The sequence below is a fragment of the Rhizomonospora bruguierae genome, assembly GCF_018397995.1.
Lineage (GTDB): Bacteria > Actinomycetota > Actinomycetes > Mycobacteriales > Micromonosporaceae > Rhizomonospora > Rhizomonospora bruguierae.
The window spans coordinates 25,053-51,314 of the sequence record NZ_BBQH01000083.1 but is presented as its reverse complement, the minus strand read 5'-3'; the positions used below and the strand labels follow the sequence as shown (position 1 = coordinate 51,314).

Sequence of the window (26,262 nt, the reverse complement as noted above, 5' to 3'; positions counted from 1 at the left end):
CCATTGCGAACGGGGGCGAGAGGGTGACCACGGAGGCGGGATCGACCGTTCCTCGGCGGCAACTCGGAAGGTACCTGCGGGAGCTACGCCAGGAGTCGGGGATCACCCTGGAGCAGGCCGGGGTCGCTCTGGAATGGTCCGTCCAGAAGCTCTGGCGGTTGGAGAGCGGCGCCGGCTCCAGACCGATCCGCAAGCTCGACGTGCAGGCCATGTGCCAGCTCTACGGAGCCTCCACGGAGATGGCCGAGGTCCTGACCGGCCTGGCCGCCGAGACCCAGGCCAGGGGATGGTGGCACGCCTACGGGGAGTCCATCCCACCCTGGTTCGAGCTGTACGTCGGGCTGGAGACTGCCGCGAGCCGGCTGCGCAAGTACGACCCCGAGCTGGTGCCCGGCCTGCTGCACACCGAGGCGTACACGCGTGAGATCCTGGCCATTGAGGAGCCGCACCTCAGCCCACCCGAGGTCGAGGCCAAGGTCAGGTTGAAACGCGACCGACAACGGCTCTTGACCCGCACCACGCCACCCGCACCGAAGCTGGACATCGTGATCAGCGAGACCGTCCTGCGGCGCCCCCTCTCCGACCGGGAGGCGATGGCCGAGCAGCTTCGGCACATGATGCGCGTGGCGCAAACCGAAGCGGTGGATTTGCGAGTCCTGCCCCACTCCGCCGGTTTGCACCGGGCCGCCGTCGCCGGCGGGTTTTGTATCCTGGATTTTCCGCGCAACGGCCGGCGATCCGAGCCAACCACCGTGCACAGCGACAAGCCCACCGGATCGCTCTATCTGGACAAGCCCACCGAGGTGAGCACCTACGAAGCGATCTGGGCCGACCTGCTCACCAGAAGCCTGGATCCCCGAGAATCCCTCATCTTCATCAGCAAGATCACCGAGGAGTATCTGACGTCATGACGGACTTGACCAACGCCAAGTGGCGCAAGGCCACCCGCAGCAACGGGTCCGGCGACTGCGTCGAGGTCGCTGAGATCGGCCGACAGGTGGCCATCCGCGACTCCAAGAATCCCGAAGGCGGCGTCCTCCTGGTCACCCGCGACCAGTTTCGTGAATTCGTCGAGTTCGCCAAGGGCCGGTAAGAAGGTTCGCGGGGGCCGGCACCGGGGCCCGTAGGCTCGGGTGCATGCCGGTCGATTTCGACGCCGCCACGGGCACGTTCCTGATCAGTACACCGGGCGGCTCGTACGCGCTGCGCCGGGCGGGGGCGGAGCTGCGCCACGTGCACTGGGGCGGGCCGCTGACGCTGGAGCAGGCCGCAACCGTGCCCGTGCCGGAGGTCGTCCACGAGGCGTTCTTCGACCCGCCGTGGCCGGGCGCGGGTGAACTGGCGGCGTTGGGCGGCAGCTACTTCGGGGTCGCCGGGCTGCTGGTGCGGTTCGCCGACGACGCCCGAGCGCTGGAACTGGGGTACGCCGGCCACGACATCGACGGCGAGGAGTTGCGGGTCCGGCTGGCCGACTCGCACTACCCGCTGGAGGTGACCCTGCACTACCGGGCCGCCGCCGGCAGCGACGTGATCGAGCGGTGGACGACGCTGCGCCACACCGGTACCGAGGGGCCGATCGCGGTGCTGCGCGCCGACTCGGCCGCGTGGCCGCTGCCCCGGCGGGACGGGTACCGGCTCAGCCACGTCACCGGGCACTGGGCCGGCGAGACGCGGCTGGAGCGGGTCGAGTTGCCGCGCGGCGAGACGACGCTGACCAGCCGCCGGGGCATCACGAGCCAGCACGCCAACCCGTGGGTGATGATCGACGCCGGGGACGCGGACGAGCGGCGCGGCGAGGTGTGGAGCGCCGCGCTGGCGTGGAGCGGCAGTTGGCGGATCACCCTGGCCCGCACCCCCACCGACGAGGTGGGCCTGACCGGCGGGTACGGGCACGACGGGGTCTCGCTACGGCTGGCGCCGGGCGGGGTGCTGCGCACGCCGGTGCTGGCCGGACTGTGGACGGCGGGCGGCTTCGGCGCGGCGAGCCGGGCCTGGCACGGGTACCTGCGCGCCCGCCTGCCGCACCCGGAGGAGTTGCGGCCGGTCCTCTACAACTCGTGGGAGGCCACCACCTTCGACGTCACCGAGGAGAACCAGCTACGCCTGGCCGCCGCGGCCGCCGCGCTCGGCGTGGAACTGTTCGTGGTGGACGACGGCTGGTTCGGCCGGCGGTTGGACGACGCGGCCGGGCTCGGTGACTGGGTGGTCAACCCGGACCGGTTCCCGCGCGGGCTCAAGCCGCTCGTGGACGAGGTGCACCGGCTCGGCATGCGGTTCGGCCTGTGGGTCGAGCCGGAGATGGTGAACCCGGCGAGCGGCCTGTACGCCGAGCACCCCGACTGGGTGCTGCACGAGCCGAACCGGCGCCGCACCGAACTGCGCAACCAACTGGTGCTGAACCTGGCCCGGGACGACGTGGCGGCGTGGACGCACGAGTGGCTGGACCGGCTGGTCCGGGACAACGAGATCGACTTCCTGAAGTGGGACATGAACCGGCCGTTCACGGAGGCGGGCTGGCCCGGCGCGGGCGACGGCGACCCGGACCGGCTGTGGGTGGCGTACGTGGAGAACCTGTACGGCATCCTCGACCGGCTCCGGGCCGACCACCCGCACCTGCGCGTGGAGTCCTGCGCGGGCGGCGGCGGCCGGGTCGACCCGGCGATCCTGACCCGCACCGACGAGGTGTGGACCTCCGACAACACCGACGCGGTGGACCGGCTGAGCATCCAGCACGGCTTCAGCCAGATCTACCCGGCGGCGGTGATGGCGGCCTGGGTCACCGACAGCCCGAACTTCCTCAACGGCCGCCGGGTGCCGCTGGACTTCCGGTTCCACGTGGCGATGACCGGGGTGCTCGGCGTCGGCGGCAACCTTCCCGAGTGGACCGCCGGCGAGCTGGCCCGGGCGCGTGAGCTGATCGCGCGGTACAAGGCGATCCGGCCGGTCGTCCAACATGGACTCCAGTACCGGCTGCGGGCGCCGGGCGGGCCACCCCCGGCGGCGGTGCAGTACGTGGCCGCCGACGGCTCGGCGACGGTGGTCTTCGCGTACCGGGTGAGCCCGGCGTTCGGTCACCGGCCCACGCCGCTGCGCCTGGCCGGTCTGGAGCCGGCCGCCCGGTACCGGGACGAGGCGACGGGCGCGGAGTACCACGGCGCCGTGCTGCTGACCCACGGGCTGCCGCTGGACCTGCCGCCCGGCGACCATGCCAGCACGCTGGCGCACCTGACGCGGGTGGCCGGTTAGCCGACGCCCGGCACGCCCGACGGGAGGGCGACGGCCACCCGGATCGTGGTGCCGTGCGGGCCCGTCTCGACCTGGAAGAGGTCGCACAGGTGCCGGGCGAGCCAGATGCCCCGGCCACCGACCGCGAACTCCGCCGGCAGTTCATGCCGGCGGAGCCGGCTGGCCGGGATGCCACCGCCGGTGTCGATGATGTCGCAGGCGATGGCGCTGCCGGCCAGCCCGAGCAGCAACCGGCCCCGCCCGCCGGCGTGCCGGACCGCGTTCGTGATCAACTCGTTCACGGCGAGCACGAAGTCGTCCGCCCGGGTGCCGGTCAGGCCGGCGGCGGCGACCGCGCGGGCCACCGCGTGCCGGGTGCTGCGCACCTGGGCGCGGCCGAACGAGACCACCAGGAGCAGCGGCGACAGGTCCGGGGAGGCGTCAAACATCGCCGGCCCCGCGGGCGGCGGGCGGCACCGGGGGCAGCGCCGCGTGGTCGCCGACCGGCGCCGCACGCTCGCCGCTCATCCCACCCGCCCCTCTCAGGCCAACCCGCGACAAAGCGTACGCCCGGCCCGGGTAGATGCGCAGCTACCAGCCGCTTCGGCCACCGGGGCGGCGGTACGGTGCGCCGGGTGGATATCGGATTCGCGGTACCCGTGTCGGGTTCCTGGGCCACCCCGCTGGCGATGACGCGGGTGGCACGGCGGGCCGAGGAGTTGGGCTACGCCTCCCTCTGGGCGTTCCAGCGGTTGCTCTCGCCGGTCGACGGCGCGTGGGGCGAGCAGTACCGCAGCGTCACCGACCCGCTGGTGACGCTCGCGTACCTGGCCGGGCAGACCTCCCGGGTCCGGCTCGGGGTGGCGGTGGTCAACGCCCCGTTCCTGCCGCCCGTGCTGCTCGCCAAGCAGTTCGCCACGCTCGATCTGATCTCCGGCGGCCGGCTCGACGCCGGCCTGGGCATCGGCTGGTCGCCCGAGGAGTTCGCCGCGACCGGCATGGCGATGGCCCGGCGGGGGCGGCGGTCCGAGGAGTACGTCGCGGTGCTCAAGACACTGTGGACGGACGAGCCGGTCGAGCACACCGGCGAGTTCTATCGGGTACCGCGCATGTCGGCCCGACCCAAGCCGGTCCAGCGCCCGCACCCGCCGATCCTGCTGGGTGGCGGGGTGCCGGCCGCGCTGCGCCGGGCCGGCCGGCTGGCCGACGGCTGGGTCTGCGGCAGCGGCCCCGACCTGGCCGCGATCGGAGACCAGGTGCGGACGGTCCGCGAGGCGGCGGAGTCCGCCGGCCGGAACCCGGACGACCTGCGGATGGTCTGCCGCGGCTCGGTGCGGGTCCGGCCGGCCGGCGCGGTGGACCGCGAGCCCCTGACCGGGTCGCCGGCGGAGATCCGCGACGACTTCGGGCGGCTGGCCGGGTGCGGCATCACCGAACTGTTCGTCGACCTCAACTTCGACCCGGAGATCGGCTCCCCGTCGGCGGACCCGGCCGAGTCGATGCGCCGGGCCGAGGCCGCCCTGGAGGCGTTCGCCCCGGCGCGCTAGCGCGTGCGGCCGGGAGCGGCCGCGGCCGCGGGTTGGCGAGGGGTCGTACTGTGCGCGCATGTCTCGCAAGCGACGGATCCGCCCCTACCGCGTCCCGGCACTGATCATCGGAGCCGTGGGGGCCGCGTTGATCGTCGCCTCGGTCGTGCAGGGATTCTTCGGCGTCCCGATGAGCGAGGGCATCGCACCCGCGGGATTGTCCCTCGGGCCCATCCTGTGCGCGGGTGCCGCCGTTCTGTACTTTTCAAGCCGGCCGCGGCGCGGCGAGCGACGCGATGACGGCCTGCCCGTGCGCCAGATGGAGGATGTCCTGCATGCGATCCACCGCGATAACTGAGCGCGAGGCACCGGTGGGGGCATGAAGGGGGTCATCCGGCTCCACGGATCCGACCGCGATGTGATCGCCGTCGCACAGGCCGCGGCGAAGGCCCTGCGCCCGGATCACGAGATGCGGCGGGCCCTGTTCGCCCCGTTGCTGGGCCTGCATCACGAGCGGCAGCGCCTGCTCGCTCCGGCCGCTCACCGCACCACCACAGATCGGGCAGGATCCTCCCCGACGGAGCCGTCGCGACCTCCCCGGGTGGCCGTCTGGTTGGCCCTGTGGGGCAGCCTCCTCGGCGTCGGCCTGCTCGCCGGTCTGGTAACCGCCGTGATGTTCGGGCCACCGGGAAGGAAGAACGCCTATCTCGACCCGGAGCTGGCGGTGGCCGTCGCCGCGCCGGCCGCGGTCGTCGCGCTGCTGTGCCTCGTTCCGCTGTTGTTCCTGCCGGTGCGGGAAGAGGCGGCGGGTTACGGCACGACCGTCACCGTGATCGTCGGTGGACTCGTCGCCGTGTTGTTGATGCTTCGCGTTCTCGCCGGCGCCTCCGACTCTCGGGGGTTCTCGGCGGAACAGGTGGCGTTCTGGGCGCCGGTGACCGCGATCATTCTCCTGGTGATCGTCGTCCTGGCGGTGCGGCTCGACGCCGTGCGACGCCGCGCCGCGCCGCACCCGGGGGTCGATCTCCCGCGGCACCGGGCTCACCGGCGTGAACTGCGGAAACTCGCCCATCGGCTGGCCCGGGTGGAACCGGCGGGGGCAACCGACGAGGTGCGCTCGGAGTGGGCGAGGCGGCTCGCTCTATTGGCGGAGCGCGGCACCGACCCGCGGACCGTTGCCCAGGCCGGCACGATGACGCCCGCCGCCTGGCTGGCCTGGGTCTGCTACGACGGAGAAATCGACGTGTCGGGCATCCTTCCGCGCTCCTAGCCGGGGCGCGTCAGGGCGTGCGGGGCACGGAGCGGGGACCGATCACCCGGGCCCCGGTGGTCAGGACCCGCTCGCGCAGGCCCCGGTCGGCGGTCGCCACCACGCACTCGCGGCCGGCGTCCCGGGCCGCGGCCAGCGCCACGATCGCGTCGTCGCCCGAGCCGGCCGCGGACTCCACGCGTACCCCCGGGATGGATTCCAGGCCGCGGGCCCGGCCCTCGACGACCAGCACGACCTCCAGCGGCGGCGGCAGCTCCGGCAGGCCGTGCTCGGCGACCGGGGCGAGCGCGTCGCGCAGCCGGCGGGCGGCACCGGCGCGATCCCGCCACCACCCGTCCGGCACCGAGCCGACCACGTTCGCCGCGTCCACCACCAGCAGCACCGGCTCACTCACCGGCACAGTGTTTCACCGGCCGGCCGGACGCGCTTGCGCAAGTTATCTATCAATGCTCATCTCGCCGACATCCGTACCCGCCTGTCAGGATGGGAACCATGGAGGAAATCGATCCGTTTGACCTGCTCGACGCCGAAGCGGCCCGCATCGACCGGTTCTACGGCGGGCTGTCCGACGCCGACTGGGGGGTGCCCACCCGGTGCGCCGGCTGGGACCGGCGCGACCTGCTGGCGCACCTGCTGGCGGTGGAGGACTACACCCGCGCGGGCCTGGACGGTACGGTTGCCGACCTGATGGGGCGGGCCGAGGGGCGCGGCATGGACGACTTCAACGCCTGGGGCGTGCGCCAGCGCGCGGGGCGCACCCCGGCGCAACTGCTCGCCGAGTGGCGGGAACTGTCCGCCGAGAACCGGCGCCGGCTGCGCGAGCGCGGCGCGGACGCCGAGATCGACACCTCCGTCGGCGGCTACCCGCTCGGCTTACAGACGTACTACCTCGCCACCGAACTGTCCATCCACGCGGAGGACGCCGGCGCCCCGATCACCGACGAGGAGCGGGCCGAGCGGCTCGCATGGATGTTCCAGTTCGCCTGCGTCGCGCTGCGCGAGGCGGGCCGGGACGACGTCACGATCGGCCCGGACGGCGACGCGGTCGTCGCCCGCCAGGGCGAGGACCGGGTGCGGCTCGGCCGGGAGGAGTTCGTCTCGGCCGCCGCCGGCCGGCTGCCCGCCGACTTCCCGATCCCGCCGTCGCTGCGCAAACGGCTGACCGTCTTCTCCTAGCCGAGGTCCGCCAGCGCCGCCTCGATGGCCCGGTGGAAGGTCGGATACGGGTAGATCATGCTGGCCAGGCGCTCCACCGGCACCTCGGCGTGGACCGCCACGAGCAGCCCGGCGAGCACCTCGCCGCCGGCCGGTCCGGCGGAGGTCGCGCCCACCAGCACGCCGCGGTCCGCGTCCGCGATCACCTTGATGAACCCGTCGTTGCCCGCCTTGTGGATCCAGCCGCGGCTGGAGTCGGCCAACTCGGTGAAGCCGACCCGGACGGTCAGCCCGGCCTCCCGGGCCTGCCGCTCGGTCAGCCCGACCGCGCCGATCTCGGGGTCGGTGAAGGTGACCCGGGGCAGCGCGTGGTACCCGGCCGGCGGGCCCGGCCGGCCGAGGACGTCGCGGATGACGATGCCCGCCTGGTACATGGCGACGTGCGTGAACGCGCCCTTCCCGGTCACGTCGCCGACCGCCCACACCCCGTCGGCGGCGCGCATCCGCTCGTCGGTGGCGATGAACCGGGCCGATGGGTCCAGCCCCACCGTCTCCAGGCCCAGGTCGTCCAGCTTCGCCTGCCGGCCGGTGGCGACCAGCAGCGCCGCGGCGCTGAGCAGTTCGCCGCCGGCCACCGTCAGGCGGAACTCGTTCGCGTACTCGACGCGCTGTGCCGTGGTGCCGGTCCGCACCGTGACCCCGTCGGCCTCCAGCGCCCGGGTCACCACCGCCGACGACTCCGGCTCCTCCATCCCCAGCAGCCGGCCGGACGGCTCGATGACGGTCACCCGCACGCCGAACCGGGCGTACACCTGCGCCAGTTCGAGCCCGATGGCTCCGCCGCCGAGGATCAGCAGCGAATCGGGCGGTTCCTCGACCTCCAGCGCCTCCCGGTTGGTCCAGTAGGGCGTGCCGGCGAGCCCGTCGAGTGCGGGGATGCGGGGTGCGGTACCGGTGCCGATGACGATGCCGCGCCGGGCCCGGAACTCGTCATCGCCGACCGCCACCACGCCGGGCGCGACCAGCCGCCCGTACCCGCGCACGAAGCGCCCGCCCCGGTCCGTGAACCGCTTCACGGCGGCCGCGTCGTCCCAGTCGTCGGTGGCCTCCTCCCGGATCCGCTTCGCCACCGGCGACCAGTCCGGGCGGACGTCCGCCCGGCCGGCCATCCCCTCGATCCGCCGCGCCTCGGCCAGGAGGTTCGCCGCGCGGATCATCATCTTGCTCGGGACGCAGCCCCAATACGGGCACTCGCCGCCGACCAACCGGTGCTCGATGCCCACCACGGACAGCCCGGCGGCGGCCAGCTTCCCGGCCACCTCCTCGCCGCCGACGCCCAGGCCCAGAACGACGACATCCGCCTCGACAGCCACGCCCGTAAGCCTGTCACGCCGCGCGCCGCGCCGCCGGCGGCGGACCGGGCAGCCGCACCGGTGCGCCGGCGCGGGTGGCCAGCGAACGCAGGGCCACGGCGAGCCGGCGCCGGTTCGGGACGGTGGCGCGGGCGGCGAAGACGTCGTACCCCCGGGCCGCCACCTCGTCCAGGATGCCCCCGTACAGGTGGTACGCGGCGCGCATGCACGCCTGGGACGCGGGTTCCAGCAGCGGGATGCCCCCGGCCGCGGCCGCGTAGTGCGCCTGGGCGCGGCTCACCTCGTACCGGATGAGTTCGCTGACCCGGGGCGAACCGGCGGCCAGGTCGTCCCGGCGGACGCCGAACCGGTCGAGGTCCTCCCGCGGCAGGTAGACCCGGCCCCGGTCGAGGTCCTCCGCCACGTCCCGGATGAAGTTGGTGAGCTGGAACGCCAGGCCCAGCTGGCGGGCCGGCTCGCGGGCGGCCGCCGGGTCGCGGGCGCCGAGGACCGGCAGCATCATCGTGCCGATCGCCGCCGCCGAACCCTCCATGTAGGCCAGCAGGTCGGCGTACGTGTCGTAGCCGGTGACCGTGAGGTCCATCGCCATGCTGTCCAGGAACCGGGTGAAGTCCGCCGGGTCCAGGTCGAAGATCGCGATGGTGTGCAGCACGGCCGGCAGCAGCGGGTCGTCGACCGGCGCCCCGGCCAGCCCGCCCAGGAAGCGGTCGCGCCAGAGCCGGAGCCGGGTGGCGCGCACCGCGGCGGGCCGGCCGCCCAGCTCGTCCACGATCTCGTCGGTGTACCGGGTGAAGCCGTAGAGGGCGTGCACGTGCCGCCGCTTCCACGCCGGCAGCAGACTGGTGGCCAGGTAGTACGTCCGGCCGTGGCGCCGGTGCAGCCGGCGGCAACGCTCGTAGGCGGCGGCGAGGCTCGTCTCCACTCCCGCCCCCTCCGGCGACTCGACGCACCGATCGGCGCGACCGGGCGGCTGCGCCTCGGGTGCGCACACGTGGCCGGACAGTACCCGGGCCTGCTCTCCCGCGGCGAACCGCGGCGCCGGAGAGCAGGCCCGGGACGCCGCTGATGCGTCCCGCGAAGGGCGGGGGTGGATCGCGCGCCCGGGCGACCTCGGCCCGAGACCCGCCGCGCCGCACCGGTCGGAGCGCATCATCGACCGAACGGGCCGGCGACCTGGCGCGCCGCGCCGATCCGCCCGCCGCGCGGGACGCGTCACCGCACGTGCCGTCACCGCCACCGGGTGGTGGTCGTGAGCCGGCCGCCGGCCATCATGATGGAGGCGCGGCCGCGGCGGACGGCCGAAGGAGGCGGGATGCGGACGGTGAGCGGACCCACCGAGCGGGTGGTGATCGTCGGGGCGGGTCTGGGCGGCCTGGCCGCCGCGCTGCACCTGGCCGCGGCGGGGCGCCGGGTCACGGTGCTGGAGCGCGAGCCGGTACCGGGCGGCCGCGCCGGCCGGCTGGCCCTGGAGGGGTACGAGTTCGACACCGGGCCGACCGTGCTCACGATGCCGGAACTGATCGCCGAGGCGCTCGGCGCGGTCGGCGAGGAGCTGGGAGACTGGCTGGACCTGACCCAACTGGACCCGGCCTACCGGGCGCACTACCCGGACGGCTCCACGCTCGACGTGATCACCGACACCGTCCGGATGGCGGCGGAGATCTCCCGGGTCTGCGGTGCCCGCGAGGCGGACGGTTACCTGCGCTTCGTGGACCACGCCCGCGCCCTGTGGCGGCTGGAGCGCCGCGACTTCATCGAGCGCAACCTCGACTCGCCCCGCGACCTGCTCACCGCCAACCTGCTGCGGCTGCTAGCCGCCGGCGGCTTCCGCCGCCTGCAAACCAAGATCAATCAATTCTTCCGGGACCCGCGCACCCGCCGGATCTTCTCCTTCCAGGCGATGTACGCGGGGCTGGCCCCGCACGACGCGCTGGCCCTGTACGCCGTGATCGCCTACCTGGACGCGGTGGCCGGCGTCTGGTTCCCGCGCGGCGGCGTGCACGCGGTGCCCCGGGCGCTGGCCGGCGCGGCCGAGAAGCACGGCGTGACGATCCGTTACGGCACGCCCGCCGCCCACGTGGAGACCGCCGCCGGCCGGGCCACCGCCGTGGTGACCGAGGACGGCGAGCGCATCCTGGCCGACGCGGTGGTGCTCAACCCCGACCTGCCCGTGGCCTACCGGGACCTGCTGGGCCAGCAGCCGCGCCGGGTGCGGTACTCGCCGTCCTGCGTGGTGCTGCACGTCGGCTCGACCCGGGGGTACTCGAGGATCGCGCACCACAACATCCACTTCGGCCGGGCCTGGCGCACCACGTTCGACCAGGTGATCCGCCGGGGCGAACTGATGAGCGACCCGTCCCTGCTGGTCACGAACCCGAGCCGCACCGACCCGTCGGTGGCCCCGCCCGGTCGGCACACGTACTTCGTGCTCGCGCCCGTCCCCAACCTGGAACGCGCCCCGCTCGACTGGCGCGGCGACCTGCCCAGCCGGTACGCGGATTCCCTCCTGCGGACCCTGGAGGAGCGCGGCTACACCGGGTTCGGCGCCGGCGTCGAGGTGCGCGACGTGGTCACCCCGGCCCGGTGGGCGGACCTCGGCCTGGCCGCCGGCACCCCGTTCGCCGCCGCGCACACGCTGGCCCAGACGGGACCGTTCCGCCCGCGCAACCTGCACCCCACACTGTCCAATGTGGTGTTCGTCGGCTCCGGGACCCAGCCCGGCGTCGGCGTACCGATGGTGCTGATCTCCGGCAAGCTGGCCGCCGCGCGGGTGACCGGAGCGCTGCGGTGACCGGCCGCGAGCAGCACCTCGTCGAGTTGGTGGACGACGCCGGCCGGGCCTGCGGCACGCTGACCGTCGAGGAGGCACACCGGGAGCCGGGCCGGCTGCACCGGGCGTTCTCGGTCCAACTCGTGGACCCGGCCGGGCGGCTGCTGCTCCAGCGGCGCGCGGAGGTCAAGACCCGCTTCCCGCTGCGCTGGGCCAACGCCTGCTGCGGCCACCCGGCTCCGGGGCAGACTCCGGTTGACGCCGCCGGGCACCGCCTCGTCGAGGAGCTGGGCGTCACCGGGGTCGAACTGCACCCCATCGCCGTGTACCGGTACCGCGCGACCGACCCGGCCACCGGGCGGGTCGAGCATGAGTTCGATCACGTGCTGGTCGGCCGCGTACCCGAGGATCTGGCCCTGCGCCCGGACCCGGCCGAGGTCGCCGATGTGCGCTGGGTCGACCCGGCCGACCTGCGCCGCGACCTGGCCGCGGAGCCGGACGCCTACGCACCGTGGCTGGCCGGGGTCAGCGGCCCACTGTGGGCACGGTCGGGCTGACCGACGACTCGGGCCGGCACGGTTGCGGTGTGTGACGTTCAGCTTACTCTTCCCGAATTAGTCCGCTTCTCCACCATATGGGCGAAAAATCACTAGGTGGCATGGGCTAGGGTATGTGACCGGCCCGAGCACAACCCACCACCGGGAGCACGCGCCATGACGCCTCGACGGGTTCCGAAGTCGGTCGTCGTGGCCGGCATCGTCGCCCTCGCCCTGCTGCTGGGTGGGCGGATCACCGCCTGCACCCCGGCACAGACCATCGCCGCCGCCGGCCCTACCGCGGCGCCGACGGCCGACCCGACCACGACGCCGACCGCGCCACCGAAACAGCCGGCGACCGACACACCGCCGGTCGCCACCCGCCCCGGCGGCAGCACCATCGGCCCCGTCGCCGGGGTCAAGAAGAGCGCGGGCCAGAACGTCGCCCTCACCTTCGACGACGGCCCCAGCCCCTACACCCCGCAACTGCTCGCCCTGCTCCGCGCCCAGGGGATCAAGGCCACGTTCTGCCTGATCGGCACCGAGGTCCAGAAGTACCCGCACCTGGTCGCCCAGATCGCGCGGGAGGGCCACACCCTGTGCAACCACAGCTGGCACCACGAACTCAAGCTCGGCACCAAGTCGGTCGGCACCATCGAAGCCAACCTCGCCCGCACCAACGCGGCCATCCGCCGCGCGGTCCCCGGCGCCACCATCCGCTACTACCGCCAGCCCGGCGGGATGTGGACCCCCAACGTCGTCTCGGTCGCCAAGAGCCTCGGCATGACCCCGCTCGGCTGGAGCGTCGACCCGAACGACTGGCGCCGGCCCCCCGCCAAGACCATCACCGACCGGGTCCTGCGCAACACCCACCGCGGCTCGATCGTCCTCATGCACGACGGCGGCGGCGACCGCAGCGCCACCATCACCGCCTGCCGCACCATCATCCCCACCCTCAAGAAGCAGTTCTCCCTGGTACCGATGCGATGAGCCGCCACGGCCAGGGAACCCGTTTGGTCGCATCCGGTGGATCGCGTATGCTTGCCAGGCCTCCGGCGGGGCCGGATGGGAGCTCAGCCGCCTGACCGCACCTGGTTACAGCACCTGATGTGCCGTGTGCGATGATGGCGGGGCCGCCCTCATCGTCTAGCGGCCCAGGACGCCGCCCTTTCAAGGCGGTAGCACGGGTTCGAATCCCGTTGGGGGCACGGTTCCGGTCTCGACCGGAACGGTGAGCGAGGTCCTGTGGAGCAGTTGGAGTGCTCGCCGCCCTGTCAAGGCGGAGGTCGCGGGTTCAAGTCCCGTCAGGACCGCTCTGGCCAGGTAGCTCAGTTGGTACGAGCGTCCGACTGAAAATCGGAAGGTCGGCGGTTCGACCCCGCCCCTGGCCACATAGCCTTTCGCCGGGCTATCGCAGCGTCCACCAGCGGAAACGCCGGTGGACGTTTTGCTTTTATGTGACCTCGTCACCGCCTGCCCGGCGGGCCGGCCCCGGCGAGAAGATCGCCGGGAGTGGTGGCCGGTGGGTTAGTCGGCTCGGTGGCGGAGGGTGGCGACGGCGGAGCCGGCGAGGGTGAGCAGGCACTCGGAAAGCTGGCCGTCCTCCAGCGCCGCGCCGAACAGTGCCGCGCCGGTGGACGCATCCGCGTTCGCGTAGGCGCTGACGAAGCGGGCGACCCAGCGGTGCCCGTACCCGGCGTCGTCGATGCCGGGGAAGTCGAGCGTCCAGATGCCGCGGGAGGGCACGTTCTCCCCGACCATGGTGGCGGCGAGGGCCCAGGCGACGTCGTAGGCGCCGACCATCCCGGCGCGGCTGACCACGGCGTCGAAGGCACCGGCGACCGCGTCGGTGTCGCCGTCGAGGGCGCTGGCCAGCACCTGCACCGCGTCGTCGGCGGCGTCGCGCATCGGATCGCTCACGTGCCGCAGCGTATGCCCACCCGGCAACCCGCGCAGCGCGGACGGCGCCGCCGCGGTTGCCCGGGTCAGGGCGAGCGGAGGAGGCAGGTCAGGCGGGCGGTGCAGACGCGGTTGCCGTCCGGGTCGGTGATGACGATGTCGTACGTGGCGACGCTGCCACCGAGGTGCACCGGTGTGGCGACGCCGGTGACGGTGCCGGTGCGCAGCGCGCGGTGGTGCGTCGCGTTGATGTCGACGCCGAGGGCGGCCGGGCGGCCGATGGTGGCGCCGTGCAGGGCGGCGCCGACGGAGCCCAGGGTTTCGGCCAGGACGCAGGAGGCACCGCCGTGGAGCAGGCCGTACGGCTGGGTGTTGCCCGCCACGGGCATGGTGCCGACGACCCGCTCGGGCGCCGCCTCCACCAGCGTGATCCGCATGCGTTCGGCCAGGCCGCCCAGCCCGCCGAGCCCCTCCGGGAAGCCCTCCACGGCCGCGAGCCTACCGGCCGGTTTCGCGCGTTGGCCTGCGGGCGCGCTACATTGCCAGCCGGACCTTTGGGGAGGGAGGAGCCATGCGAGTTTCGCGTGGTCTGGCGATCGCCGCCTGCGCGGCGCTGGTAGCGGCGCTGACCGGCTGCGGCGGCGACAAGGCGGCGGGGGATACGTCCACACCGACCCAGGTCCGGCTGTACGGAACCGACGGTAACATGAGCAACTCCTTCGGTGAGGAATTCAAGGAGGAGCCGGGGACGCTGGCGGGCATGAAGGGCACCACGCCCATGACCCAGCTTTCCGAGGACTTCAAGCACCGGCTGCACCAGGTGCGGCCGGACCTCAACGACTACACGTACGCGGGCGAGTCGTACGACGCCGTGGTGATCAGCGCGCTGGCCGCGCAGCTGGCGGGTACGACGAAGCCGCCGCAGATCGCCAAGTACATCAACGGCGTGACCCAGGGCGGCGAGCGCTGCGACGCGGTCGCGCAGTGCCTGACCCTGGCGCGGGCGGGCCGGGACATCGAGTACCGGGGCGTGTCGCTGACCCGGGCCGGGTTCACGCCGGCCGGGGAGCCGTCCACTGCCACGTACGCCACGCTGCACTTCGGCCGTGACGACAGGCTGGACGACGGCAAGACGGAGTTCCTCGGCGCCGGGGACGCGGCGGGCGCCGCGGGCGGGAAGGGTCCCGCGCCGGCGAAAGGCAGCCCGGGGCGGAGCGGCGCCCCGCTGAAGATCGGCGGGCTGTTGCCGCAGACCGGGGACCTGTCCCTGATGTACCCGCCGATGTCCACCGCCGCCGAACTGGCGATCAAGGAGATCAACGCCGCGGGCGGGGTGCTCGGCGAGAAGGTGGTCTGGCTGCCGGGCGACGACGGGACCAACCCGGAGGTGGCCCGGGCGACCGTCAGCCGGCAGATCGACGAGGGTGTGCACGTGCTGATCGGGGCGGGCGCGTCGAGCATCAGCAAGGCGGTGCTGGACCAGACGGTCGCGGCCGGCGTGGTGTTGTTCTCGCCGTGTAACACCGCCGCGTTCCTCAGCACGGCGCAGGACGACGGCCTCTACTTCCGCACCGCGCCCTCGGACAATTTGCAGGGCAAGGCGCTGGCGGACGTGATGATGCGGGACGGCGTCCGCAAGATCACGATCGTGGCGCGGGACGACGACTACGGCAAGGGTCTGCAGGCGAACGTGGCCAGCGAGCTGGGCAACGTGGGCATCACCCCGGACCAGATCAAGCAGGTCACCTACACCCCGCCCGAGGACTCGAAGACACCGCTCGACTTCTTCAGCGCCGCCGGGGACATCAAGGACTGGGGGCCGGACGCCGTCCTGGTGATCGGCTTCGCCGAGTCCGCCCAGGTCATCAAGGCGCTCACCAGGGCCGGTATCAGCCTCCAGCACTGACCCGGCGCGGGCAGTGGCACGTTTCCGGGATCCCCTGAGCGGGTGCCGGGCCGTAGCGTCGCCGGTGACAGACGACAGCCACGGACGGCTCCGGCGAGAGGAACCCACAATGAGCGACGGCATCCCGCTTCTGGACGACCCCACCGGCGACACCCCGATCGAGCACGACGGCTTCGGCGCCGCCACGGGGCCGGGGTACGGGCACGAGCCCACCGTGATCGTCGAGCGGTACCCGGACGGCTCGCTGGTCTCGGTGCAGGACACAAACCACGACGGGTACGCGGACGTGGTGGCGCGCGACCTCGACCACGACGGGATCGCCGAGCTGACCTATGTGGACTCCAACCACGACGGCCGGCTCGACACGGTGCTCCAGGATCTCGACGACGACGGCCGGGTGGACCGGGTGCTCGCCGACCGCAACGGCGACGGGATGATCGACTACGTGGCGCTGGACACGAACCACGACGGCATCGTGGACTCGCTGATCCTGGACACGAACCACGACGGCCGACCCGACACGTGGGTGCGGGACACCAACCACGACGGCCGCCCGGACGAGGTGGTCAAGGACACCGACGGCGACGGCGACCGGGACCTGGTGATCCGGGACACCGACGGCGACGGCGCACTGGACACCGTCACCTATCTCGACGCGGCGACCAACCCGTACACCATGCGTTGAGCGGCGCGTTGCGCAGCGTGCGCGGCGGCGCCGGCGGGTCGCGCTGATGGTGCGGGGGCCTTACGGTGAACGCCGGACCGGACCCCTTCGACAGGAGCAGTGATGACCGACCCGCAGGAGACCGTCGAGACGCGCGGCAACGAGCGCGTGGACCTGATCGCCATGGACGCCAACGACGACGGCCGGCCCGACGTCTGGGTGGCGGACACGGACGGGGACGGCAAGCCGGACCTGTTCCAGTTCGACACGGACGGGGACGGCAAGGTGGACGTCACCATGGTCGACCGGGACGAGGACGGCACCCCGGACGCGGTCGTCGACGGCGACGGCGGCCACCCGCCGGCCACCGCGTAGCTACGAGCCGCCCAACGCCCGGATCGCCGCCCAGGCGAGCAGCAGGGCGAGCGCACCGGCCGCCGGCCCCGCCCAGCGACGCCAGTCGCGCGGGCGGGGCTGCGGCGGGACGGCTTCCGGGTGCCCCAGGACCCGCAGCCGGGCCCGCTGGTCCAGCACCTCGGCCCGCCATCGGTCCACCCACGGGGAGCGGCAGCCCTGCGCGCCCTCCGTACACGCGGCATCGGCGCAGCCGGCATCGGCGCAGTCGTGCGCCCGGCTCAGCTCGACGGCCAGCCGCGCCTGCGCCCGTTGCAGGCGCCGCACGGCGTGCCCGGCGCGCAGGCCCGCGCTGGTGTATGCGTACTGACGGGCGTCGCTGCGCAGCTTTCCCACGCTCAGGGCGCGCCGCTCGCCCTCGGTACTGATCTCGGGGTCGTCCAGCTCGGCCAGGTGCGCGGCGTAGTAGTCGGCCTCCCGCTCCCGCGCCACGCGCACCAGCAGCAGGATCCCGACCAGCGGCGGCACACCCTTGAGCAGCAGCACCAGCAGCACGCCGTACGGGCCCCAGCCGACGCCGTCGACGAGCACCGGCGAGTTCCACACGAAGTGGCAGAGCCAGGCGCCGCAGAGCGCCAGCGCCGCGACCGCGATCCGGGTGCTCCGCCGCCGCCGGGCACTGATCACCGCGTACCCGATGCCGGCGCCGGCCAGCGCGCCGAACAGCGCGTGGCTCCACAGCCCCGCGAGGAACCCGCGCAGGAAGAACGTGGCGACCACCGGGCCGACCCGGTCGCCGTTGCCGGCCAGGGCAACGGCGTTCACCGCGTACACGATGTTCTCGACGACCTGGAAGCCCAGGCCGACCAGGGCGCCGTAGACGACGCCGTCCAGCACGCTGTTCACCTGCGCGCGGGCGACCAGCACGATGACGACGATGCCGAGGGCCTTGAGCACCTCCTCCACGGTGGGTCCGACGACGGCGGAACCCCACGCGGCGGCGTACCGGGGCGAGGTGAGCTTCGCGACCAGGTTGTGCGCGGCGGTCGCGCCGGGGATCGCGGCGGCCGTGGCGACCAGGGCGCCCCAGGCGAACGCCGCCGCCAGCAGCAGCGGCGGTTCCCGCTCCAGGTAGTCCAGCGCGGTGACGAACAGCCAGAACGGGACGGCGTACAGGGCGAACAGCGCCACGGCGGTGACCGTGGCGGCCGGGTACCGGGCGAACAGGCCGTGCAGCAGCAGGGTGACCTTGGCGGCCCCGGCCGCGAGCAGCACCAGCAGCAGCCAGAACGCGGGCAGGTGCACCGGTACCCGGCGACCGGTTGCCGGCGCCGGCCGGACCGCAGTGTCGGCGCTCATGGCCCCGCCCGGGCGGGGGACGGGGTGCCGGTGCGGGCGATCGTGGTGATGCTCTCCTCGATCGTCCGCAGCACGTCGCGTAACTCCAGGTCGGTGCCGCTGATCGTGACCTCGACGACCACGGGTCCGGCCAGGTAGACCGCGTACCGGCCGCCGCGCCCGGGCGCCGTGTAGCCGCCCTGCCGCCCCACCAGCCCGCTCTGCGTGCGCACGTCGGCCTCCCGCCCGGTGACCTGGTACCCCCGGGTCGCCGTGATCTTGTCACGGAGCCGGGCGGCGGCCTCCTCCAGCGTGCCGGTGAACGGCGCGGCGACGACGGCGCACCGGACCGCACCGATCAGGAACAGCGCCGTGCCACGGTCGGGGCCCGGGCGGCTCTTGGTCACGTCGAGCAGCGCCCCCGCCGGCGGTACCAGCGTGACCCCGCCGCCGATCTCGTACGGCTCGCCGGCGGGCACCGGGCGACCGGCCGGTATCGCCCGGTCGACCGCGGGGAGACCGAACGCGATCGACGCGACCGCGGCCAGGACGCCGGCGCTGCCGAGGAGGTTACCCAGGCGTCGACCGACTCCCATGCCTCGAAGCTACAAGCGAAGGTCGCCTACCGTGCACCGTTTCCCACCCGCTGTCACGATCGGTGGGACGCGTGTTCACGATCCGGGGGCCGGCGCACCCGGCCCGGCCGGCGGGCCGGCGGGCCGCACCCGCCCCGGCCACCAGGCCGCCCGGCCGGCGATCGCGGTCAGCGCCGGCACGAGCAGGATCGAGACCACGAACGCGACCAGCAGGATGCCCAGCGTGACCGCGAAGCCGATCTGGACGAAGAACGGCACCCCGGAGATCAGCAGGGCGCCGAACGTGCCGGCCAGGATCACCGCCGCCGCGGCGATGGACGGACCCGCGTGGGCGATCGCCAGCGTCGCCGCCTCCCGGGACGACCGGCCGGCCCGGACCTCCTCGCGCAGTCGCGCGGTCATCAGGATGTTGTAGTCGGTGCCGATCGCGGTGACGAACAGGTACAGCACGATCGGGATCAGGTAGGAGAGCCCGGCGTGCCCGAGCGCGCCCTGGAACACCCACACCGAGGCGCCGAGCGTGGCGGCGAAGCCGAGCACCACCACCGCGACCAGGTACAGCGGCGCCAGCGCGGCCCGCAGCAGCAACGCGAGGATCACCACGAACAGCGCACCCGCGACCGGGAAGATCAGCGAGAAGTCCCGGTCGGTGGTGGCGCGGATGTCGGCGAACGCCATCGTCTGCCCGCCGACCAGCACCAGCGACCCGGCCGGCGCGGCGCCGCGGGCGGTGGACCGCAGCGGTCCGGAGACCAGATCCAGCGAGGACGCGGCGAACGGCGCCCCCTGGAGGATCAGGGGCACGGAGACGGTCCGGCCGTCCGCGGTCGCCCTCGGCGGCAGCGGGGTCGCCACCCCCGGTACCGAGCGCAGCGCGCCCACCAGTTCGCCGATCTCCGCCTCGGTCACCGGCCGGTCCGCCCGCACGTAGACCTCGGTGGGTTGCAGCGCGCCCGCCGGGAAGCCGCGCTGAAGGTCCTTGAACGCGACCGTGGACTCGGTGCCGGGCGGCAACTGGTCGATGGGGTCGTAGTCGGGGCTGAACTCGGCAACGCCGGCCGCCAGCGCCCCGAGCAGCACCAGCGTGCCCAGCAGCACCGGCCCGGGACGGCGGCCCACGAACCGGCCGAGCGCCGGGAAGCCGCGGCCGCGCGGGGCCCGCCGCCACGACCGCGACGGCCAGAAGACGCGCGGGCCCAGCACCGCCACGATCGCGGGTACCAGGGTCAGCGCGGCCAGCAGCATCACCGCGACGGCGATCGCCAGGGACGGGCCGAGGGTGCTGAAGAAGCCCAGCAGCGCCAGGGCCAGCGCCCCGAACGCGGCGATCACCGCGAACGCCGCCGAGGCGATGGCCTCACCGACCCGCTCGACCGCCGCCACCACCGCCTCCCGCGGGCTGTCCCCGGCACGCAACCGCTCCCGGTACCGGAACAGCAGGAACAGGATGTAGTCGGTGCCGATGCCGAACAGCACCACGGTGAGCAGCGTGGTGACCTCCTGACCGACCTGGAAGTGCAGCACCGTGGCGACCGCCGCGATCACCGAGGTCGACAGCCCGAACACCAGCCCGACCGAGAGCAGGGGCAGCAGCGCGGCGAGCGGGCTGCGGAAGATCAGCAGGAGCAGGACGACGATCAGCACGACCGTGGCGATGGTGACGACCTTCTCCGCGCCCGCGAACGACTCCTTGTTGTCCACCACGATCGCGGCCTGGCCGGTGACCCCGGCGGTGAGCGCCGTGCCGGCCAGCGCGTCCCGCGCCCGCGTCCGCAGCGCCCGGACCGCGTCGGTCACCGCCGGCTCCTCGGGTGAGCCGGTGAACTGGGCGCTGAGCAGCGCCACCGACCGGTTCTGCGCGACGTTCTGCGCCGGGTCGAAGGCCACGCCACGCAGCGTCGCCGGCTTGCTCTGGTTCAGCCGCCCCGCCACGTCGATCAGGGACGACGCGTCCGCCTCGGTGAGCGGCCGGCCGTCCCGCCGCTGCACCACGACCACCGCGGACGCGCCGTTGTCGCTCGGGAACGCCTCGCTCGCCAGCCGCGCGGCGCGGACCGACTCCGCGGAGGCGGGCAGGAAGGCGGACTGGTCGGACTGGGTGACCGAGGAGAAGCTGGGCGCGGTCAGGATGACGGCCGCGGCCGCCACCAGCCAGGCGAGGATCACGAACCACCGGGCGCGGACGACCCCGCGCGCGAGGGTACCGAACATGCCTGGTCCTTCCGCCCGCGGACGCGACGTGGCGGGCCCCCGCAGCGGATCGGGGCGCCACAGCAGGTCATGTTGCCAGTCGCGGGTGCCCGGCTCAGGCGGTCGCGGCGATGTACCCCCTGCCGGGCCTCAGTCGTCCGCCCGCAACCGCAGGGTCGCCAGGTAGTACGGGCGGTCCGCGTCGTCCACGTCCGCCAGCCGCCACGGGGTGCCCCCCACCAGCCCGGTCAGCTCCTCCGGCGAGCACACCAGGTAGTCGAACCACTCGGTGGCCGCGTCCCGGTACCGCAGCCGCAGGCGCAACTGGCCGCCCAGCCGGCCCCGGCGCCGGTTCCGCTCGTGGTAGTTGACGTGCACCGGATCGGTCGTGCCGTACGGGTTGCTGCCGTGGGCGATCACCTGCGCGCCGGGCGCGGCCATCCGGGCCAGCGCCGCCAGGAAGCCGGGTGCCCGCTCCCGCCCCTCGATGAGTCCCAGGTTGTTGCCGAGCAGCAGGAACGTGTCGTACCGCTGGCCCGCGCCGGCGTGCTCGTCCACCGTGCCCCGTACCAGCCGGCGCACGCCCCATCGCCGGGCCACCTCCAGCGCGCCGGGGGAGATGTCCAGCCCGGTCACGTCGTGCCCGCGCCCCTGCAACTCCAGGGCGATCCGCCCGCCGCCGACGCCGACGTCGAGGATCCGCCCGCGTACCCGCGCCAGCGCCCGGTGGTCGTGGTCCGGCCAGTCCTCGGGCCCCGCCAGGTAGTGCGCCGCCGGCGCGCCGTTGATCAGTCCGTCGTCCCGCTCGATGATCTCGACAATCGGTCGGGGCAGCCGGCCGCCGGCCAGCGGCCGCGGACCCACGCCGGTCCGCACGGCCAACTCGTCACGCAGGAGTTCGCCGAACACGTCCCCGATCCGCGGTTGATTCATGCCCGCACGCTACGCCGCCCCGGCCGGGAGCAGCCGGTGGTGATACACGAAGGCGAGGGTCGCGGTGACCCTCGCCTTGGTACGGCCGGCGGTTGTGGTGGCGCAACAGCCGCTAGTCCCCCTGCCGCTGCTGCGGGATCTGGCCCTGGAGCAGGGCTCGCACCTCCGATTCCCGGTAGCGCCGATGCCCACCCAGGGTGCGGATTGCGCTAAGCTTGCCCGCCTTAGCCCACCGGGTCACGGTCTTCGGGTCGACTCGGAACATCGACGCAACCTCGGCCGGTGTCAACAGCGGCTCGGGTTCGTGCGTACGCGATGCCATCGGTCACTCCTCCACAGGTACTCATGACATCGGCCGGGGTCCCGCCGGCCGACGCGTTTCTCATGGTCCGGCTAGTCCCCGATGTCCGACATGGGCCGAACGGCCGAACGTCGCTGGATAGTCGGATGATGAATGACCGATTTTTCCATTTTTTTTGTGCCAGAAGTGTCCATATTCGGACAGTAAATCACGGTCGGTGAAGACGCAATTACGAGTCCCTTTCGCGTTGGGAGCGTGCCCATGGACCCGGTTCATCGGCCGTTGTCGTTAGTTGCAGCGCTCCAGCAGCTGCACCGCCCGCCACCGGGCGACCAGCCGCTCGTACGCCTCGGTGGCCCCCTCCGCATCGCCGCGCGCCAATCCCTGGAGCCCGGCGGCGACCAGTTGCGGCGAATCGTCGGCGGCCAGGGTGTCCGCCGGGAGCAAATCGACCAGGCCCCCGTAGTCCAGCTCGACCACCGAACGCGGGTGGAACTCCTCCAACCAGCGGGCACCCTCCTCGACCGCCTGCGTGATCGGCACGTCGCCCACCGACTTGCGCAGCACCGAGACCGCGCGGTGGGCGCGCCGGCGGGACTTGGAGATCTCGGTGCGGTACCGCAGCGTCCGGCGCCGGCCGTCGTCGAGGGTCAGTTCGCGCTCGGTCGGGTCGATGAAGACGAACCAGCGCAGCGGCACGCCCCAGGTGGCGATCTGCTCGTGCACCCGGGGCACGCCCTGCTCCAGCACCCGTGCGCCGCTGCGCCAGTCGTCGACGATGGCCCGGGCCTGCCCGGCGAGCGAGGGCGGGACGAACGCGTCGGCGAGCACACTCGGCACGCCGTCCCGGGCGGACAGGGCCGCCTCGGCCACCCGCACCCGCAGGTTCCACGGGCAGACCAGCAGCGTGTCGTCGGACTCCAGGACGTAGGCCTCGTCCGGCAGGTCGGGCAGGCGGCTCCAGCCCGCGCCCAGCGCCTCCATGACGGTGGTGCGCTGGCGCACCGGCCCCTCACCGGGCGCGATCGCGCGCCCCTCCCGCACGTACCGCCGCCAGAACACCTGGCGCTCCCGGTCGAACGCGGTCAACGGTTCGTACACCCGCAGGTATGACGCGAACAGCGACGGCACGGCGCGATCCTCCCACGAAAAGGTACCCCCGGTCGCGGTCGGCGTGCCCGATCGGCGCGCCAGCCCCGCCGATCTAGCGCCTCCGGGCGCCCGTCGATGTCACTAGGCTTCGAGGAAGCCGGCTCACCCTCGCCGGCCCCGTCCGCCCCACAAGGGCACACATCGATGCTTGGAGCCAGCCATGGGCGTATTCGCCAGCGACACCCCGCACGAGCAGGTCGTGTTCTGCCAGGACCGGGCCACCGGCCTGCGGGCCATCATCGCGATCTACTCCACCGCCCTCGGCCCCGCCCTGGGCGGCACCCGCTTCTTCCCGTACGCCAGCGAGGAGGAGGCCCTGCACGACGTGCTGGAACTCTCCCGCGGCATGGCGTACAAGAACGCCGTGGCCGGCCTGGACCTGGGCGGCGGCAAGGCGGTGATCTGGGGCGACCCGGAGAAGATCAAGTCTGAGGCGCTGCTGCGCGCGTATGGGCGGTTCGTCCAGTCGCTGGGCGGCCGGTACTACACGGCGTGCGACGTCGGCACCTACGTGCCGGATATGGACACGGTGGCCCGGGAGACCCGGTATGTGACCGGCCGCAGCGTCGAGCACGGCGGCGCGGGCGACTCGTCGGTGCTCACCGCCTGGGGCGTCTACCAGGGCATGCGGGCGGCCGTGGAGCACCGGTGGGGCGTGCCGTCGCTGCGCGGGCGCCGCGTGGGCGTCGCCGGGCTGGGCAAGGTCGGCAAGCACCTGACCGGGCACCTGCTGGAGGACGGCGCGTCGGTGGTCGCCACGGACGTCAGCGAGCGCGCGCTGGACTGGTTGCGGCGCACCCACCCCCAGGTGGATCTGGTGGCGGACGCGGCGGAACTGGTCCGCTCGGACATCGACGTGTACGCGCCGTGCGCGCTGGGCGGCGCGCTGGACGACGGGACGGTCCAGGTGCTGCGCGCCCAGGTGGTCGCCGGCGCGGCGAACAACCAGTTGGCGCACCCGGGGGTCGAGAAGGCGCTCGCCGAGCGGGGCGTGCTGTACGCGCCGGACTACGTGGTGAACGCCGGCGGGGTGATCCAGGTGGCCGACGAGATCGAGGGGTTCTCCTTCGAGCGGGCCAAGCTGCGGGCGACCGGGATCTACGAGACCACGAAGCGGATCCTGGCCCAGGCGGACGCGGAGGGTATCCCGCCCGCGGTCGCCGCGGACCGGATGGCGGAAAGGCGGATGGTCGAGGTCGGTCGGCTGCGTACCATCAGAGTGTGACCGGTCAGGGGTGATTGCGTAACGCACCCCTTACACACGGTATGTGGGGGCGCGAGGATGCGACTCGCGACGCACCGGGGTAACCCGAGGTGCCGAATCGCGTGGTCCCCATGTACCGTAGACCGCACGAGAGATGCCTGACGTCATCGGGGCCCGCCTTCGGGCTGCCCCGTTTCTGTGCGAGGGGGTCGAGCCATGGGGCGCGGCCGAGCTAAGGCCAAGCAGACGAAGGTGGCGCGGGAGTTGAAGTACCACTCCCCGAACACCGACCTCGCCGCCTTGCAGCGCGAGCTAGCCGCAGGCGGGGGGAAGTCCAGCGATGACCTCACGGACGCGACAGACCGCGACTACGAGGACGACGAAGAGGACGACGACGACGCCTGGGCGTCCCCCCGTCGCTGATCCGGTCTGATTCCACGTAAGCAGTGAGCACGCGCATCCGCGCGTGCTCACTGCGTGGCTCATCAACGGGGACGGTTGTTCCAGTTGTAGAACGTCGGGATGTTCTCGAAGTGGTTCCAGGCACAGACGGCCGAGCCGCCGTCAGCGCCCGCCGCCTCGACCCGCAGCCGACGCGCCTCCTCCGCCTCGGCGAGCAGCGCCACCAGCCCTGGTGCCGCCGCCCGCACCCGATCACCGACCGGGTCGGCCGACGACTGCGGCCCCGTGGTCTCTGGCATGGTCCAGCACTCCCTCCAGTAGGCGCATCTTGCTGTTGCGGCAGTGATCAGTCTCCGTACCGTCAAAACGCCCATGCTCGAAGTAGCGGTTGGCAGCATGCGCGCCCCCGCAGAAGTCGAAGTACGGGCAGCCGCGCCGGCACGCCTGCACGCCGCGCAGGAACTCGCCGATCCAGCCCGGGCCGGCGGCGGCGCCGGCAAGGATCTCGGCGAGCGGGGTCGTCAACACATTGCCGCTGGTGAAGTCGCCGTACCGGGCGTCGGTGAAGCCGGCCAACTCGGGCGAGAGCAGCACCACCGAGCCGTCATACCCGACCGTCGGGATCGGGTCCAGTTGGCGGGGCAGCAACTCGCCGGCCGTGCCGTCGAGCACCGCGGCCGCGTACCGCAGGGTCCACTCGATCTCCCGGACGTGCACCCGGGGGTCGCGGCGCCAGGCCGCGGTCAGCTCGGCCCAGAACCCGCTCACCGCCTCGGCCGGGTGGCGGTTGTCCCGAAGGTTCACGCCCTCCCGCTCCTCGATGTTGATGCCGAGCACCTCGACGCCCAGGTCGAGGAAGTACCCGTACAGCTCGGCGGCGAGCCCCGGGGACGGCTCGGAGACCACGCAGAGGGCGGAGAAGGGTATGCCGTGCCGGCGCAGGGCCGCCACGCCCCTCAGGACGCGCTGGTAGGCCGGACGGCCGCCCCGGGTCACCCGGGCACCGTTGCGCCGTTCCGGGCCGTCCACGCTCACGCTGACCCGCACGGCATGCCGGGCGAAGAACTCGCACCAGTCGTCATCGATCAGCGTGGCGTTCGTCTGCACGTGATGCTCGACCGCGGGGTCGAACGGGGCGAGCAGCGACGCCAGGTGCTCCCGGCCCGCCGCCATTGGCTCGCCGCCGTGCCACACGACCGAGAACCGTCCCGCCCGGGCCCAGCCCTCGACGGCCGCCGCCACCGCCTCGGCGACCGGCACCCCCATCCGCCGGTCCGCGGCCCGGAACGGCAGGTAACAGTAGGAACAGTCCAGGTTGCAGAGGGTGGTGGGCTGCATGACCACGTACCCGGGCACGGCGGCGATGCCACGCATGCCGCCCGAACCGCGCTGCGGGCCGACCACGAACTCCCCCTCTGCCGTCAGGTGTGCCTAGACAGGCTAGGGGGAACCGTCCACCCGGGTGAAG

The 26,262-nt window shown here is 73.2% G+C and carries 29 protein-coding genes and 3 tRNA genes; 18 read left to right on the top strand and 14 right to left on the bottom strand.

Going from position 1 to position 26,262, the window contains the following annotated elements:
- Positions 1-2: 2 nt before the first annotated feature.
- Genes KJS59_RS27410 through KJS59_RS27400 form a run of 3 tightly spaced genes read left to right on the top strand, consistent with a single transcriptional unit; the run spans position 3 to position 3,246 of the window.
- Positions 3-911, top strand: a complete 909-nt coding sequence (locus tag KJS59_RS27410; protein WP_249714961.1) for a helix-turn-helix domain-containing protein — start codon at positions 3-5, stop codon at positions 909-911.
- Positions 908-1,093: a DUF397 domain-containing protein gene (locus tag KJS59_RS27405; RefSeq protein WP_213456248.1), complete on the top strand. Its 186-nt coding sequence runs from the start codon at positions 908-910 to the stop codon at positions 1,091-1,093. Before KJS59_RS27410 ends, KJS59_RS27405 begins: the two co-directional genes overlap by 4 nt.
- Before the next feature lie 44 nt (positions 1,094-1,137).
- Complete coding sequence (locus KJS59_RS27400) at positions 1,138-3,246, top strand: alpha-galactosidase (RefSeq protein ID WP_213456246.1); 2,109 nt, start codon at positions 1,138-1,140, stop codon at positions 3,244-3,246.
- Here the strand turns inward: KJS59_RS27400 and KJS59_RS27395 are convergent.
- Positions 3,243-3,674, bottom strand: a complete 432-nt coding sequence (locus KJS59_RS27395; RefSeq protein WP_213456244.1) for an ATP-binding protein — start codon at positions 3,672-3,674, stop codon at positions 3,243-3,245. The two genes, KJS59_RS27400 and KJS59_RS27395, sit on opposite strands and share 4 nt — an antisense overlap.
- Before the next feature lie 186 nt (positions 3,675-3,860).
- On the opposite strand from KJS59_RS27395, the gene KJS59_RS27390 reads away from it, so the two are divergent.
- Genes KJS59_RS27390 through KJS59_RS27380 form a run of 3 tightly spaced genes read left to right on the top strand, consistent with a single transcriptional unit; the run spans position 3,861 to position 6,021 of the window.
- The gene (locus tag KJS59_RS27390) at positions 3,861-4,772 is read left to right on the top strand and encodes an LLM class F420-dependent oxidoreductase (RefSeq protein WP_249714960.1); all 912 of its coding nucleotides are present in this window, start codon (positions 3,861-3,863) and stop codon (positions 4,770-4,772) included.
- 58 nt (positions 4,773-4,830) lie between these two features.
- The gene (locus tag KJS59_RS27385; protein WP_213456242.1) at positions 4,831-5,109 is read left to right on the top strand and encodes a ubiquitin family protein; all 279 of its coding nucleotides are present in this window, start codon (positions 4,831-4,833) and stop codon (positions 5,107-5,109) included.
- Between the two features lie 21 nt (positions 5,110-5,130).
- Positions 5,131-6,021, top strand: coding sequence for a hypothetical protein (locus tag KJS59_RS27380; RefSeq protein WP_213456241.1), 891 nt, complete (start codon positions 5,131-5,133; stop codon positions 6,019-6,021).
- Positions 6,022-6,031: 10 nt separating this feature from the next.
- Here the strand turns inward: KJS59_RS27380 and KJS59_RS27375 are convergent, their stop codons facing one another.
- Complete coding sequence (locus tag KJS59_RS27375) at positions 6,032-6,415, bottom strand: PIN domain-containing protein (protein ID WP_213456239.1); 384 nt, start codon at positions 6,413-6,415, stop codon at positions 6,032-6,034.
- 98 nt (positions 6,416-6,513) lie between these two features.
- Here KJS59_RS27375 and KJS59_RS27370 point away from each other — a divergent pair, with 98 nt between their 5' ends.
- Positions 6,514-7,197 (top strand): maleylpyruvate isomerase family mycothiol-dependent enzyme, encoded by a 684-nt coding sequence (locus KJS59_RS27370; RefSeq protein ID WP_213456237.1) that lies wholly within the window; start codon positions 6,514-6,516, stop codon positions 7,195-7,197.
- On the opposite strand, the gene KJS59_RS27365 is transcribed toward KJS59_RS27370, so the two are convergent.
- Both KJS59_RS27365 and KJS59_RS27360 read right to left on the bottom strand, forming a co-directional pair.
- Complete coding sequence (locus KJS59_RS27365; RefSeq protein WP_213456234.1) at positions 7,194-8,549, bottom strand: dihydrolipoyl dehydrogenase family protein; 1,356 nt, start codon at positions 8,547-8,549, stop codon at positions 7,194-7,196. The genes KJS59_RS27370 and KJS59_RS27365 overlap by 4 nt on opposite strands.
- Before the next feature lie 13 nt (positions 8,550-8,562).
- Positions 8,563-9,471: a phytoene/squalene synthase family protein gene (locus tag KJS59_RS27360; protein ID WP_213456257.1), complete on the bottom strand. Its 909-nt coding sequence runs from the start codon at positions 9,469-9,471 to the stop codon at positions 8,563-8,565.
- Positions 9,472-9,861: 390 nt separating this feature from the next.
- Between KJS59_RS27360 and crtI the strand changes: the two genes are divergently transcribed.
- The 6 genes from crtI to KJS59_RS27330 all read left to right on the top strand — a co-directional run bounded on the left by crtI (position 9,862) and on the right by KJS59_RS27330 (position 13,246).
- Complete coding sequence (gene crtI / locus KJS59_RS27355) at positions 9,862-11,340, top strand: phytoene desaturase family protein (RefSeq protein WP_213456232.1); 1,479 nt, start codon at positions 9,862-9,864, stop codon at positions 11,338-11,340.
- Positions 11,337-11,876, top strand: a complete 540-nt coding sequence (idi, locus tag KJS59_RS27350) for an isopentenyl-diphosphate Delta-isomerase (protein ID WP_213456230.1) — start codon at positions 11,337-11,339, stop codon at positions 11,874-11,876. Before crtI ends, idi begins: the two co-directional genes overlap by 4 nt.
- 156 nt (positions 11,877-12,032) lie before the next feature.
- Entirely contained in the window at positions 12,033-12,845 is an 813-nt protein-coding gene (locus KJS59_RS27345) for a polysaccharide deacetylase family protein (protein WP_213456227.1), read from the top strand.
- 145 nt (positions 12,846-12,990) lie between these two features.
- A tRNA-Glu gene (locus KJS59_RS27340) sits at positions 12,991-13,063 on the top strand.
- Between the two features lie 31 nt (positions 13,064-13,094).
- Positions 13,095-13,168: transfer RNA gene (locus KJS59_RS27335), tRNA-Asp, on the top strand.
- 4 nt (positions 13,169-13,172) lie between these two features.
- A tRNA-Phe gene (locus KJS59_RS27330) sits at positions 13,173-13,246 on the top strand.
- Between the two features lie 136 nt (positions 13,247-13,382).
- Here KJS59_RS27330 and KJS59_RS27325 read toward each other — a convergent pair.
- Together KJS59_RS27325 and KJS59_RS27320 are read right to left on the bottom strand one after the other, a co-directional pair.
- A complete protein-coding gene (locus KJS59_RS27325; protein WP_213456256.1) occupies positions 13,383-13,763 on the bottom strand; it encodes a hypothetical protein in 381 nt (126 codons plus the stop codon).
- Positions 13,764-13,840: 77 nt separating this feature from the next.
- Positions 13,841-14,242 (bottom strand): PaaI family thioesterase, encoded by a 402-nt coding sequence (locus KJS59_RS27320; RefSeq protein WP_249714955.1) that lies wholly within the window; start codon positions 14,240-14,242, stop codon positions 13,841-13,843.
- Between the two features lie 83 nt (positions 14,243-14,325).
- On the opposite strand from KJS59_RS27320, the gene KJS59_RS27315 reads away from it, so the two are divergent.
- The 3 genes from KJS59_RS27315 to KJS59_RS27305 all read left to right on the top strand — a co-directional run bounded on the left by KJS59_RS27315 (position 14,326) and on the right by KJS59_RS27305 (position 16,699).
- Positions 14,326-15,660 carry an ABC transporter substrate-binding protein gene (locus KJS59_RS27315; protein ID WP_213456225.1) on the top strand — a complete coding sequence of 445 codons (1,335 nt, stop codon included), beginning with the start codon at positions 14,326-14,328 and terminating at the stop codon, positions 15,658-15,660.
- 109 nt (positions 15,661-15,769) lie between these two features.
- The gene (locus KJS59_RS31505) at positions 15,770-16,345 is read left to right on the top strand and encodes a hypothetical protein (protein WP_249714953.1); all 576 of its coding nucleotides are present in this window, start codon (positions 15,770-15,772) and stop codon (positions 16,343-16,345) included.
- 102 nt (positions 16,346-16,447) lie between these two features.
- Positions 16,448-16,699, top strand: coding sequence for a hypothetical protein (locus KJS59_RS27305; RefSeq protein ID WP_213456223.1), 252 nt, complete (start codon positions 16,448-16,450; stop codon positions 16,697-16,699).
- On the opposite strand, the gene KJS59_RS27300 is transcribed toward KJS59_RS27305, so the two are convergent.
- The 6 genes from KJS59_RS27300 to KJS59_RS27275 all read right to left on the bottom strand — a co-directional run bounded on the left by KJS59_RS27300 (position 16,700) and on the right by KJS59_RS27275 (position 23,167).
- Positions 16,700-18,037 carry a PrsW family intramembrane metalloprotease gene (locus KJS59_RS27300; protein WP_213456221.1) on the bottom strand — a complete coding sequence of 446 codons (1,338 nt, stop codon included), beginning with the start codon at positions 18,035-18,037 and terminating at the stop codon, positions 16,700-16,702.
- Positions 18,034-18,612, bottom strand: coding sequence for a hypothetical protein (locus KJS59_RS27295; protein WP_213456219.1), 579 nt, complete (start codon positions 18,610-18,612; stop codon positions 18,034-18,036). The genes KJS59_RS27300 and KJS59_RS27295 overlap by 4 nt, the downstream gene beginning before the upstream one ends.
- A gap of 75 nt (positions 18,613-18,687) precedes the next feature.
- The gene (locus tag KJS59_RS27290) at positions 18,688-20,823 is read right to left on the bottom strand and encodes an MMPL family transporter (protein ID WP_213456217.1); all 2,136 of its coding nucleotides are present in this window, start codon (positions 20,821-20,823) and stop codon (positions 18,688-18,690) included.
- Between the two features lie 129 nt (positions 20,824-20,952).
- On the bottom strand, positions 20,953-21,735 hold the full coding sequence (locus tag KJS59_RS27285) for a class I SAM-dependent methyltransferase (protein WP_213456215.1): 783 nt from the start codon (positions 21,733-21,735) through the stop codon (positions 20,953-20,955).
- A 112-nt stretch (positions 21,736-21,847) separates the two neighbouring features.
- Positions 21,848-22,057: a BldC family transcriptional regulator gene (locus tag KJS59_RS27280; RefSeq protein WP_007073996.1), complete on the bottom strand. Its 210-nt coding sequence runs from the start codon at positions 22,055-22,057 to the stop codon at positions 21,848-21,850.
- Positions 22,058-22,324: 267 nt separating this feature from the next.
- Entirely contained in the window at positions 22,325-23,167 is an 843-nt protein-coding gene (locus tag KJS59_RS27275; RefSeq protein WP_213456213.1) for a hypothetical protein, read from the bottom strand.
- 181 nt (positions 23,168-23,348) lie between these two features.
- Between KJS59_RS27275 and KJS59_RS27270 the strand changes: the two genes are divergently transcribed.
- Both KJS59_RS27270 and KJS59_RS27265 read left to right on the top strand, forming a co-directional pair.
- On the top strand, positions 23,349-24,413 hold the full coding sequence (locus tag KJS59_RS27270; protein ID WP_213456211.1) for a Glu/Leu/Phe/Val family dehydrogenase: 1,065 nt from the start codon (positions 23,349-23,351) through the stop codon (positions 24,411-24,413).
- Between the two features lie 195 nt (positions 24,414-24,608).
- Positions 24,609-24,815: a DUF3073 domain-containing protein gene (locus tag KJS59_RS27265; RefSeq protein WP_213456209.1), complete on the top strand. Its 207-nt coding sequence runs from the start codon at positions 24,609-24,611 to the stop codon at positions 24,813-24,815.
- A 62-nt stretch (positions 24,816-24,877) separates the two neighbouring features.
- Here the strand turns inward: KJS59_RS27265 and amcA are convergent, their stop codons facing one another.
- Entirely contained in the window at positions 24,878-25,093 is a 216-nt protein-coding gene (amcA, locus tag KJS59_RS27260) for a multiple cyclophane-containing RiPP AmcA (RefSeq protein WP_213456207.1), read from the bottom strand.
- Complete coding sequence (gene amcB / locus KJS59_RS27255) at positions 25,047-26,168, bottom strand: cyclophane-forming radical SAM peptide maturase AmcB (protein WP_213456250.1); 1,122 nt, start codon at positions 26,166-26,168, stop codon at positions 25,047-25,049. The genes amcA and amcB overlap by 47 nt, the downstream gene beginning before the upstream one ends.
- Positions 26,169-26,262: the final 94 nt, after the last annotated feature.